This window comes from Bacillus sp. UMB0893, from assembly GCF_002858905.1.
Lineage (GTDB): Bacteria > Bacillota > Bacilli > Bacillales > Bacillaceae > Bacillus_P.
In genome coordinates this window covers 182,316-194,523 of record NZ_PKLB01000002.1, presented here as the reverse complement: position 1 = coordinate 194,523, position 12,208 = coordinate 182,316, and the positions used below count along the sequence as shown (strand labels likewise).

The 12,208-nt window shown below is 38.8% G+C and carries 12 protein-coding genes; 11 read left to right on the top strand and 1 reads right to left on the bottom strand.

The genetic code is table 11. The annotated features are described in order from the left end of the window. Positions 1 to 172 precede the first annotated feature (172 nt). The 11 genes from CYJ36_RS06610 (at position 173) to CYJ36_RS06560 (ending at position 10,828) form a co-directional block, all read left to right on the top strand. Positions 173 to 736, top strand: coding sequence for a cysteine dioxygenase (locus CYJ36_RS06610; protein WP_101566065.1), 564 nt, complete (start codon positions 173 to 175; stop codon positions 734 to 736). Positions 737 to 798: 62 nt separating this feature from the next. Continuing rightward, a complete protein-coding gene (locus tag CYJ36_RS06605) occupies positions 799 to 1,116 on the top strand; it encodes a hypothetical protein (protein WP_101566063.1) in 318 nt (105 codons plus the stop codon). A gap of 120 nt (positions 1,117 to 1,236) precedes the next feature. Further along, entirely contained in the window at positions 1,237 to 1,611 is a 375-nt protein-coding gene (locus tag CYJ36_RS06600; protein ID WP_101566062.1) for a nucleotide excision repair endonuclease, read from the top strand. A 214-nt stretch (positions 1,612 to 1,825) separates the two neighbouring features. After that, entirely contained in the window at positions 1,826 to 2,017 is a 192-nt protein-coding gene (locus CYJ36_RS24780) for a hypothetical protein (protein WP_374702784.1), read from the top strand. Between the two features lie 32 nt (positions 2,018 to 2,049). Further along, on the top strand, positions 2,050 to 2,808 hold the full coding sequence (locus CYJ36_RS06590; protein WP_101566060.1) for a DeoR/GlpR family DNA-binding transcription regulator: 759 nt from the start codon (positions 2,050 to 2,052) through the stop codon (positions 2,806 to 2,808). Between the two features lie 146 nt (positions 2,809 to 2,954). Continuing rightward, positions 2,955 to 3,722: a 2-dehydro-3-deoxy-D-gluconate 5-dehydrogenase KduD gene (kduD, locus tag CYJ36_RS06585; protein ID WP_101566058.1), complete on the top strand. Its 768-nt coding sequence runs from the start codon at positions 2,955 to 2,957 to the stop codon at positions 3,720 to 3,722. Positions 3,723 to 3,740: 18 nt separating this feature from the next. Continuing rightward, on the top strand, positions 3,741 to 4,571 hold the full coding sequence (kduI, locus tag CYJ36_RS06580) for a 5-dehydro-4-deoxy-D-glucuronate isomerase (protein ID WP_180850118.1): 831 nt from the start codon (positions 3,741 to 3,743) through the stop codon (positions 4,569 to 4,571). Positions 4,572 to 4,769: 198 nt separating this feature from the next. After that, complete coding sequence (locus tag CYJ36_RS06575; RefSeq protein WP_101566054.1) at positions 4,770 to 8,600, top strand: heparinase II/III domain-containing protein; 3,831 nt, start codon at positions 4,770 to 4,772, stop codon at positions 8,598 to 8,600. Between the two features lie 356 nt (positions 8,601 to 8,956). Beyond that, a complete protein-coding gene (locus CYJ36_RS06570) occupies positions 8,957 to 9,232 on the top strand; it encodes a DUF1292 domain-containing protein (protein WP_101566052.1) in 276 nt (91 codons plus the stop codon). A gap of 261 nt (positions 9,233 to 9,493) precedes the next feature. Beyond that, positions 9,494 to 9,928 (top strand): DMT family transporter, encoded by a 435-nt coding sequence (locus tag CYJ36_RS06565; protein WP_101566050.1) that lies wholly within the window; start codon positions 9,494 to 9,496, stop codon positions 9,926 to 9,928. A 114-nt stretch (positions 9,929 to 10,042) separates the two neighbouring features. Continuing rightward, the gene (locus CYJ36_RS06560; RefSeq protein ID WP_101566048.1) at positions 10,043 to 10,828 is read left to right on the top strand and encodes a phosphatidate cytidylyltransferase; all 786 of its coding nucleotides are present in this window, start codon (positions 10,043 to 10,045) and stop codon (positions 10,826 to 10,828) included. A gap of 89 nt (positions 10,829 to 10,917) precedes the next feature. Here the strand turns inward: CYJ36_RS06560 and CYJ36_RS06555 are convergent, their stop codons facing one another. Next, a complete protein-coding gene (locus CYJ36_RS06555) occupies positions 10,918 to 12,039 on the bottom strand; it encodes an NAD(P)/FAD-dependent oxidoreductase (RefSeq protein WP_101566046.1) in 1,122 nt (373 codons plus the stop codon). Positions 12,040 to 12,208 lie beyond the last annotated feature (169 nt).

The window sequence follows — 12,208 nt, the reverse complement described above, 5'->3', positions numbered from 1 at the left end:
TTCTTTTTTATTAATAGTAAAACGGATATGGAAAAAAGAATGGAAATATTGGAACTTATTCTTAAAAAATATAGGGAATTCATTTAGAACATTTGTAACATAAGGATAAGACCTCAGAATATAATTATTAAAGTGTCTGCTGCACAGATCTTTCATTAAGGAGGTCTTTATATTGAAGTTAAGTGATAGGATACAATCAATTCTTGGCAGCGTGAAATCTCCGTCAAAAACGGACTTATTTAAAGCTTTAGAAAAACTAAATATACAGCTTGAAGAACTTAAACCCATACTAAAAACAGATCACGAAAAACCATATTACCGTAAACTTCTTTACAAGGATGAAAAGCTTGAGCTGCTTGTCATGAATTGGTCTGATCTCGAATGTGTTCCACATGATCATGGGAAGTCATATGGCTGGATCCAAGTTATAAACGGAACTTCGCAAAATACAATTTATGAGGTAAAAGAAAATATACTGCCATCAGAATTATTTACGGAACATCAAGAAAAAGGAAAGATGTTTTTTGCACCTAAAAAAGGCGTGCATAAAATGTCAGACAGCGGAGGAACTAACTTAGTAACTCTACACCTCTATTCTCCTCCAATCACTGGAATGAGGGTATATGACTTGGATAAATGTGCAGCATGCATTGTATCTGATGATTGCGGGGCATGGTGGCCTGATGCGCTTCATCAAAAGGTTAAGGAAATAAAATTGAAAAAAGCTGCGGAATAATTCTGCAGCTTTTTATTATGCCATGCATGAAATTGGATATAACTAGACAGAGGTGATCACAATTGAAACAGCGTTTCGGAATAGTAATCATATTTATGTCTGGTTTTTTCCTCTATGTTGCATGGTCAGGATTTGTAAAAAGTGAATTAACATTTTTAACTCATAAAGGCTATGTGGTTGGGAAGACTTATGAGAATGTAGTTGTTGATTCAGGAATGAATGTCATGTCACATTCTGTCCACCACATTAAATTATCATCAGGTTCACTCTTGCCAGTGTCAGCGTTTGTTTATGAAAGAATCCAAATGGGGGAGAATGTGTTATTAGCAGAAAAAAATAAGCATGTATACCTTATTGAGGAAAACAAATTAATCTATTGAAGCCTCTTTTTAAAAGATATGGTAGCATTAGCAGATATACGTATGAGATAATACATAAGTTCATTTTTGATGTGAATCGTTAACCAAGAACAAGTCATATAAAACAGGAAGTGATATGTCATGATTAAAATTGAAATACCAAGAGCAGATGTTGTTCTGACTAGAAACCCAGTAAAAGGACAGCCAGTTGAAGCTCCTCTCAGCAGCGAATATGGATTTACGGATTACAACAGAATTCCCCGCGATAAAGGCGGAATTTTTATGTTTTACAATATTAATGATGAGCTTTTGTTTGTAGGAAAAGCACGTAAACTAAGACAGCGCATTAAAAAACATTTTGAAGATAACGTGTCTGCCATCAAAGATCACCGCGATGAAGTGCATGAAATTGCAGTATGTATCGTTGAAAATGCAGTCGATCGTGAAATTTACGAGACTTACATTATTAATGAGCTTCAGGCTAAATATAATGTGGACAAAGTGTTTTATAAATAATGCGTTTTTAGAAGCTTTCTAACTTAGAACATGTGGCGCAGCCACATGTTTTTTTATTGTATAAATATTGAAAAAAATAGTGTTTAATTTCGAAAAGATACCTTATTATTTAAGAAGACGAAATATTAGTTAGGCGAAATACTTTTATGAGCTAACTGGATTTACGACAAATATTTATTTGGCTGTAATAGGCTTTTTATTTAGTCAGGCATTAATGAATGCAGGAAACCCTATTCAAATGTCATTAATGATGAACAAAGTGCCTGATGAAATGAAGGGCATTGCCAACCCATTATGGCTGGTGCTCTTTACTTTTTATTGGTGTTTAGAGAAAAAAAAGAGAGATTATAAAAAAATCAACGGCTGTGTAATGCAGGAAAAACAAACAGCGTATGGAATGATATAAGGATTATAGGCAACATAAGAAAGGAGCACCACATGCTGTCCATCGAACGACATGAGAAAATCTTAGAATATCTGGATAAATTAAAAGCGGTAAAGGTAGCAGATTTAAGTGATGCTTTTCACGTAACCGAAAAAACAATTCGAGCTGATTTGATAAGTCTGGAGCAAAAAGGGATGCTTAAACGCATTCATGGCGGAGCAGTTTCGCCTGGAGGCGGCAGCATTCTTCCCATTGCTGAAAGACAATCCAAATATGTGAATGAGAAAACTTCTATCGCAAAAAAAGCAATCGAGCTGCTTTCAGAAGAGGAAACCATTTTTCTTGATGGCGGAAGCACCATTCGTCAGCTGGCTGAAATGCTGGGTGATTTTAAAGTAACGGTTGTGACTAACGATGTGAAAATTGCGAATATCCTCATTTTCAAAGAAAAGGTCGATCTCATTATGCTGGGAGGTTATCAGATTGGAAATACTTCCTCGCTATATGGGCCATTGGCTTCCGATGCACTGCAGAAAATTCGAGTCAGTCATCTGTTTTTAGGGACAACCGGGATTGATTGTAGACATGGATTAAGCGTATTTAATCGCCTTCAGGCCGATTATAAAAAGAGTATTATTAACGCTGCCAGCCGGATTACATTGCTTGCCGATCATACAAAGTTTGGACAGAACGCATTAATAAAGTTTGCTGACCTATCAGATGTAGATCTCATCATTTCAGATATCAAGCTGAATCCTCATTTTATAAATGAAATAAAGGATCTTGATACTGATCTTATTTTAGCAGATTAAAAAATGAAAGCAGCCATCATAGCTGTTTTTTTTTTACAAAAAAATAGTACTTAATTTTCAGATAACTTATTGTTGTGTATGTTTTTGTGTGATATTATGACTAAAACGAACATAAACGTACAAAAAGAGGAAGAAAGGGAGATTACATGAATGAAGATTTGAGAAAGAGCTTTTCACTTGAAGGCAAAACTGCTCTTATTACCGGGGTAAGCAGAGGCTTAGGGCAAGGAATGGCCATTGGACTTGCAAAAGCAGGCGCTGCGGTAATAGGTGCTGGTGTCAGTGATATGACATCAACAAAAGAAGCCGTTGAAAGAATAGGCAAACAATTTTTTGGCATTCAGGCAGATCTGTCAGAATCTGGAGGAGCTGAAAACATCTTAGCTAAGGCCATTCAATTTTCAGATTCAATCGACATTCTGATCAACAGTTCAGGCATCATCCGCCGCTCAAATGCTGAAGAATATACAATGAAAGATTGGAATGATGTGATGCAAGTAAACTTAAACTCTTTATTTGAGATATCTTCTGTAGTCGGCAGCCACATGCTTCAGAAGGGAAGCGGAAAAATAATCAACATTGCATCCATGCTCTCCTTTCAGGGAGGTATTAGAGTACCTGCCTACACTGCCAGCAAACATGGAGTTGCCGGACTTACGAAAGCCCTGGCAAATGAATGGGGAGGGAAAGGGATATGTGTAAATGCAATCGCTCCTGGATATATGGCGACTGATAATACAGAGGCTCTCCGTGAAGATGAAGCAAGAAGCACATCCATTTTATCTCGAATACCTCTCGCCAGATGGGGAACTCCCAAGGATTTAGTTGGGCCGGCAGTGTTTTTAGCATCAGATGCTTCAAATTATGTAAACGGTCACATTTTATGTGTGGACGGCGGATGGATGAGTTATTAAACCTAGGGAGGAATAAGAATGGAAATCAGACACGCAACGAATCCTACTGAATCAAAAAAATATACAACAAATGAATTAAGAGAAAATTTTCTTATTGAAAATTTATTTGAAACAAATGAAGTGAAAATGGTATACAGTCACCACGATCGTATGATCATCGGAGGAGCTATTCCAGCAGATGGATCATTAAAGCTAGAAGCTGAAGCATCATTAAAAACCGCTTATTTTCTTGAAAGACGGGAAATCGGGATTATTAATATCGGTGCAGAAGGCATAATTAAAATCGATGGTGAAGAATATTTATTAAGCAAGAAAGATTGTCTCTATATTGGACTTGGAAAAAAAGAGATTACATTTGAAAGCAAAAATAACGCTGATCCAGCTATCTTTTATTTTATCTCTACATTAGCCCATCAGCCTTATCCAACTAAAAAGGCAGGAATCGAGGAGGCCACACCTGTCCGCTTAGGGGATGACAGCCAATCGAATAAACGAACAATTTACAAGTATATTCATGGTGATGGAATTGGGAGCTGTCAGCTTATGATGGGGATGACACTTTTAGAACCAAATAACATGTGGAATACGATGCCTGCTCACATTCATGACAGAAGATCTGAAGTCTATTTATATTTTGATATGAAGGAAGAAACGAGAGTTTTTCATTTTATGGGTGAGCCAGATGAAACAAGACATCTCATCATCAGCAATCAAAACGCTGTTATTTCGCCAAGCTGGTCGATTCACTCAGGAATAGGCACAAGCAATTATACGTTTATCTGGGCAATGGCTGGTGAAAATTATACGTTTGAAGATATGGAAATGGTAGAGATGCAAACGTTGAAATAATGCAATCCAATTTTCATTAATAGACGTTAGTCTGATGAAAAAATGAATGAAGCAAGAGGACATCTGATCATGCCTCATTAAACATACGGCATTCTATTCTTCATAATAAACATTCCTTTTCCCCTGAAGTATATCCAATAAGAATGTCTGGAAATAAAGAGAAGTTCCTATTTGGAATTAGGGGAAAAGGGGTTTCGTATGAAAAAGAAAGGGATCATTTATTTATGTTTATTTGTGTTGACATTTACGCTGTTTCCATGGAATGCAATCCCAATTTCATTTGCTGAAGAGAGTCCAGATCAGCAGAGCATCAGTGATTTTGAGAGTTTAACAGACTGGCGGGGGCTTTTACCAGAAGAGGAAATTGTCAAACAAGGAACTAGGGCTGGCCTCTGGGATATTTATAATCCAGTCACTAATAAGTACAGCAAAGCGGTTGACAATCTTTCCATACAGCATGACTGGAGCCAGTATGAAGCTCTCAGTGTGTGGGTGTATTCAAAAAAAGCCACAAATGATAAGATTTACGTCATCTTAAATTCAGACAATGCAGGGACAGATAAAAGCGATTACTACCTTTCATCGTTTCATGTCGATTGGGAAGGATGGAAGGAAATCACAATTCCTTACTATATGTTTAAAGCAGCCTATTCTCCTGCAGGATACTCTAAAATTGATTCCATTCGTTTTCATACCTCATGGCAGCAGGAGACCCCCAATCAAGATACAGAACTCATCCTTGATCAATTAACCATTAATAAATTATCACAAGTTTCTGTCCTTCCAATTGACGGATTTGAAGATGCAGGTAAATGGACATCCATTACCGCCAGTCAAACTCATGTCAAAAAAGGTCTATACTCAGGAAAATGGGAAGGAATCAATACGAAGAAAAACGTTCAAACAACTGCAATACCCGCTAATTGGAGCCAATATGATTACATGAGTTTATGGCTTTATTCAGAAAAAGCAACAGGTACTCCCATTTATGTCATTTTGGATTCTGATAACCCGGCAACTTCTGGACTCGATTATTACCTTTCAAGCATTTCCATCGACTGGACAGGATGGAAGCAGGTCAACATCCCCCGCTCAAGCTTTGCACCATCCAGGCAGCCGCTTGGCTGGGAACATATTCAACAGCTCAAGTTTCATTCACAGTGGTATGCGGATCAGCCGCCAAATCCAGAAACGGTTCTTTATTTTGATGACTTAAAGCTTGTTCAGGAAGTTTTCCAAGTAAGTCCTAAGCAAGTTGAAAAAAAACTTCCTCCCGGGATGAGTGCTGAATATAAAGTCAAAATAACGAACAAATCATCCCAAACCGACCAATATACGATTGATATACCAACTGAAATGCAGGATTATGTTTCAGTCGATGAACCATCCGGAGAAATAAAGACCAGTGAGACAAAGATTGTTACCTTTACTGTGAAGGTAAGAGAGGATGCGGAGATTGGTGATGAAAAAGAGATGACGATTCCAATTGCTTCAAGACTTCAGCTCGATGCTAATTTCGAGGTGAAATTAGCCTATAAAGTGACAGAATGGCAACAATCCTCTCATACTCACCCAAAATCATTTATCGGCTCTGAGCAGCTGCAGCGCGCAAAAGAACGAATAAAAACAAAGGATTGGGCAGCGGTATATTGGCAGAAAATCAAAAAAGAAGCAGACGGCTGGCTTACCAAAAACACATCTGTTTTATCTGAAAGCGGCGGTCATGGCATGTGGTTTCTTTGCAATGATGGCGAACGACTGCAATATAATGCAGACAGCCCGCATCGTCACTACTGTCCAACTGAAGACACCTACTATACAGGTGAATCCTATGATGCCGGATGGCGCTATTACCGTCATAACGAACTTGTCCGGGCAATTAAGGTATTATCGGTAGCCTATGCCTTAAGCGATGACCCAAAATACTCTGATGAAGCGGCCTCTATTCTTCTTCAATATGCGAATTTATATCCTAACTGGGAAAAGCAGACACGAGGCGGCAGATTGCACTGGCAAACGCTCGATGAAGCCGTAAACTTGGTCGATATCAGTTATTCCTATGATTTGCTTTACAACAGCGGATCTCTGACCGATCAGCAAAAAGCCAATATCGAATTGAATTTACTGCGTCCTTCGGCAGTCACAATCAGTGAATATGACATGGGACGTTCCAATTGGCAAGCATGGCATAACACGGCTATCGGCATGATCGGTTTTGTTTTAGGTGATAAAGAATTGATGGAATTTGCGATAAACGGAGAACATGGATTTCATTATCACATGGATACAAGCGTATTAGAGGATGGTTTTTGGTGGGAAGGATCTATTGCTTACCATATTTATACCCTGCGTGCATTGAATTACCTTGCAGAAGGGGCAAAAAACTGGGGATATGACTTATACTCCAATCCAAGCTTCAAAAAGATGTTTGATATGCCGTTTAGTTACGCATATCCGAACTTCACCTTACCATTTAACAATGATGGCGGAGGATATGGAAGTTCCCTTGTGGATCCAGTTTCTGAGCGTGGAGATTATGAGTACGAAGCGGCTTTTGCCTATTATGATGACCCGATGTATGGCTGGCTCTTAAATGAAAGGTATGCAAAAGTACCGCGTGAAGGTGATTATGCCCTCTTTCATGGTATGGAAGAAATTTCCCGTTATCCTGTTCAAGACATTGTCAGCAAAAACTTTAAAAATGTAGGATACAGTATATTACGATCAGGAACATATCCAAATCAAAATTATGTGCTGATGGATTACGGTCCATACGGTGGATCACATGGACATCCCGATAAACTTCACCTTGATATATACGGACAAAATTCAATCCTGGCACCTGATTTTGGCACTCCTTCTTATGGAAACATCCTATATAGAGATTGGTACAAACAAACCATCAGTCATAATACGATAACAGTTGATGGGAAATCTCAGGCTGAGGTTCAAGGTGAACTTAAGAGGTTCATCGACTTGCCGAATTTCAAGATGATGACTGGAACAGCAGATAAAACCTACTCTGGAGTCAGCTATGAACGAACGGTTTGGGTAGATGAAGAGTATATTATTGACTGGTTTGACGTTGCTGATCCTATTCAGCCTCATCAATACGATTGGACATTGCATGGTTTGGGTAGCTTTGCAACAAATCAGCCTCTTGTCAATCGTGAAGAAAAACTGGGCAGCATCGATGGATATCAGCATATATTAAACCCAAAAAGCTCTGGTCTCATTGAAAGCTGGGAAGGAGCCTGGAATCAAATGCAATCCGGCCTTTATGTGATTTCATTGCCATTCGGAGAAAGGGAAATGGTTGTTGCTGATGCATCCGGACCGTCTATTAAACCAAATAATAAGATCCCAATGGTTCTGCAGCGAAAATCAGGAAAAGAAGCCCGTTTCGTCACCGTCCTGCAGCCATTTACCCAGGAAGCAAAAAAAGTAAAAGCCGTAAAAGAAGGTGAAAATGGTGTAAGAGTCGATACACCAGAACATTCTGATCACTTCTATTACAATCCTAAAGCTGAAATAGGCGATTTAATAAGCGCTAAAGCTACATCATCGATTGGCAAAAAGATCATCTTGGGCGAGAAGATTCAATCTGCAGTTAGCAATCAAACATTAACTCTCACAATGGATTCAGAAGAATTACTACATGATGCCGTATTGATAGTTAAAGCTGAACAAGTGGAAGAAGTATTGGTAAATGGAACTAAAGTGAATTTCAAGCAAGACGGTGATCATGTCATTTTAGAACTGGCAGCCTTTAAAACTGTGTCAGATAATCATGGAAAGCCTGTGAGTGAGACACTGCCATTTAAGTCAAACGATAAAGCCGTTCACTTACTTGCTTCGGGTCATGCTAATCAGCCAATCAGTGTTGATTTAAATCAAAAAAAGATGATGATCCCGCCGTCTGACACATCTAAGACAGATTTGTCTCCATACGTTAAAGAAGGAGTGAACAACCTGACATGGGAAGTAAGGGGTAAACCTGAAAAGAGCATAACTATCATTATTCAGTAGGGTATTTTAATGAGGCTGCTGACCTTTTTGCAGCCTTATTAAAATTACGGTTGCAAAGTCACTCCCTTAGTCCTAGGTGAAGTGATGATGTTGCCATCTATGCAAAAAGCGAACGAATTGCTTTAAATTCCCTGGAATCATGGAGCTTTTGCAGTTGGTTTAGGCGGCTCTTTAACAAATGATTCACTAAGTAAAATTGAAGAATTGGCAAACCAAATCGTCAGCAAACGAATGCATTTATGGAAATAGTGTTATAATAAGTTGGTTTCAAAAATTTTCAGGATTAGAACTGCTGACTTAGGGAAAATAAGAAAGGCAGATGTCATCCATTATTAATGCAGAAAGGAGAATTTCTGATGGATAAAATTGAAGTAGGCGAAATCTTTACGATCAGCGATGAAAATGATCAAGAGCAAGAGGTTGAAGTGCTTGGAGTATTGACTGTGGAAGGAACAGAATACGTAGCAGTCGGGTTTGTAGAAGAAATTCAGCAGGAAACAGAAGAAGACATTGATATTTATTTCTTAAGAGTCGACGAAGAAGGCGACTTCACTGCGATCGAGAGTGACGATGAGTTTGACAAAGTTTCTGCTGCATTTGATGAAATGATGGATGAAGAGGAAGAAAGCTGATTTACATAATGTTTTATTAGAACATGCGCAGTTAGCGTATGTTCTTTTTTTTGAAGGTGATGAACAAATTTTTCCGAATTAAAATAATAGTTGAACTATGAAAAATGAGACCTGACACTGTCTTTTGAACAACATAATTATGGGCAGTATGAGTGGCAAGAAAAAATTTGAAATCCCCATACGTGCATTTCTTTTATGAATCTATTACTCTTATTGGTATAGAGACTTGTTAGTCAATAATGGATAAGGAGCTTTTCGCTAGTGAAATTACTTTTTTCTCTGCTGGCATTAGCCGGCGGAATCGCAGTAGCCTTTCAAGCACAAATAAATGGGGGTTTAGGCAAAAAAGCAGGAGCCATTGAAGGATCCTTTATATCTTTTGCGGTTGGAACTTTAGTGCTGTTATTTGCCGTCCTTTTTTTCGGGAAAGGAAATCTTTTAGCTGTTTCTTCAGTACCTAAGTGGCAATTGACAGGTGGTATTTTAGGAGCATTCTATGTTTTTGTTATGGTACTTGCTGTTCCTAAAATCGGAGTTGCTCCAGCCTTTGCAGCTGTCATTGCAGGTCAAATTATTATCGGAGCAATGATTGATCATTTTGGGCTTTTTGGCGGTATCAGGAACCCGCTTGATCTAAAAAAATCCGCTGCCATTCTTTTGCTTTTTGTTTCTCTTTATTTGTTTAATCACAAATAGAAACCGATAAACGTAGACATAAACAGACAATTTTCGATTTAATTACACGTTTTCCTTATCTTTATAGTACAATCTATTTTAATGGATACAAGCATAAGATAAGGAAGTGTAAAAATGAAAGAACGCATCATCACTGCAAGTATCATACTGATTCTGTTTATGATTCCCTTTTACATCGGAGAATTCTGGTTTACGTATCTGACTATGATCCTTGCGATTATTGCTTATCATGAACTTACGACAATCATAAAAATCCGTCCGTTTGGGACAAAGTGGACTGTCGGCATAGCTGGTATTGTCCTCTTATTTTTACCATTGCTGCCATTCTTGAATGTAAGCTTTGAACAAATTCAGATTAAAGTGCTGCTGGCACTTGTCCTATTTTTTCTGACATCCACGGTGTTTAACATTGAGTATTCCATTGAAAAAGCAGGAACCCTGCTGATTGGTGTGCTGTATATTGGATTTGGATTTGTATTCTTGGCTGAAGCACGTATTGATGAAGGACTTCTTTGGACTTTAGCAGTGCTTTTGTCGATTTGGGCAACAGACTCTGGAGCTTATTTTGTTGGCAGGAAATTCGGAAAGAGAAAGCTTGCTGAAAAAGTAAGTCCAAATAAAACAATCGAAGGATCTGCGGGCGGAATCATTATTGCTCTAATAATAGGGATTATCCTGCAGATGACTCTTCAACCATTTGAAAGTTATTTCGAAACCATTTTATTAACGTTTGTCGTATCCATTGCAGGGCAAATTGGCGATCTTGTTGAATCAGCATTAAAACGTCATTTCAAAGTAAAGGATTCCGGCAAGCTGCTGCCTGGCCATGGAGGAATTCTGGACAGGCTTGACAGCTGGATCTTTGTTTTCATAGGCCTTAAGCTGGTCGGTCTGATCTAAATAGATAAAAAGGATATACGTTATTCGTATATCCTTTTTATTAGAATGAAATGAATGAATATTCACTTTTTATTAAATACAGGGGATTTTCAATCCCCCAATGCACTTTCCGGCTTATACAGTTCCAGATCAATTTCCAGTTCCATTCCAAGAGCAAGCTTTGCAAGCTCGGAACCTATGTATGGACCCATCGTTAAACCTGATGCGCCTAACCCATTTGCGGCTAATAATCCATTCCAGCCAGGAACCTTCCCGATTACAGGGAGAAAACCTGGAGTGAAGGGACGAAAGCCTGTCCTAGCTTCAAGAAACGTACTGTTGGCTAAACCAGGCGCTGTTTCTATAGCTTTAGTAAAAACTTCCTGTAAGCCTCCGGCCGTTATTCGAACATCAAAGCCTTCTACAGCATTTTCATGCGTAGCACCCGCTACAATTCGGTCATCATCAAAAGCCAATAGATATTGATCAATTGGAGGCATTACAACTGGCCAGTTTTTCGTCTTTTCATTTTGCATGTGCAAATGAACGATTTGTGCTTTTTGATACGTAACTTTAAAATGAATGCCAAGCGGCTCTAATATATGGCTTGCCCAAGCACCTGCACATACAATAATTTCATCACCAAGGATCGTTTTACTTCCTGTATGTACACCAATTACTTGGTTTCCCTCATAGTGCAGTGAAGCATCTCCCATAAGAAAAACAGCTCCATTTTTTTGAGCCGCTCTCAGCAGTGCGTCCCGCAGAGCTCGGCCATCAACTCGTGCAGCTCCCTCGATATGGACAGATGCATAGTCATCTGAAAGCGGCGGAAACATTTTTTTCGTTTTTTCATGTGATAAAACAGTTATACTGCCAATTTCCGGTGCATCTTCTTTCCGTTTTATCGCACGTTCTTCAAGCTTCTTTATTTTATCTGCTTCCTTATGCAGGATAAGCGCACCCACTCGGCTGTAACCCGTGTCTGATTCCCCATCCTTCTCTAATTCATTAATTAACTCAGGATAATACCTGGCTCCGCCTCTGGCAAGCTTATACCATGCCTGATTCCGGCGCTGTGAGACCCAAGGACATACAATACCTGCCGCAGCATCAGTAGCCTGCCCTTCATCTCTGCGATCAATTATCATGACCTCAGCTCCGCGTTTAGCTAAATGATAAGCAGTCGAAGCACCGAGTATGCCTCCACCAATAACAATAACCTTTTTCATATCAAAACATCCCTTTTATATTTCTCATAACTTGCCGCAAAGTACACAAGTATTCTTTTATTACTATACATGATTTAAAGATGAGTTCCCAACCATCTTGATTTCAGCCTATCGAGACAGTTCCTGGCATAGAATGGTGTATCTAAAGATAACAAATGAGGTGTAAGAA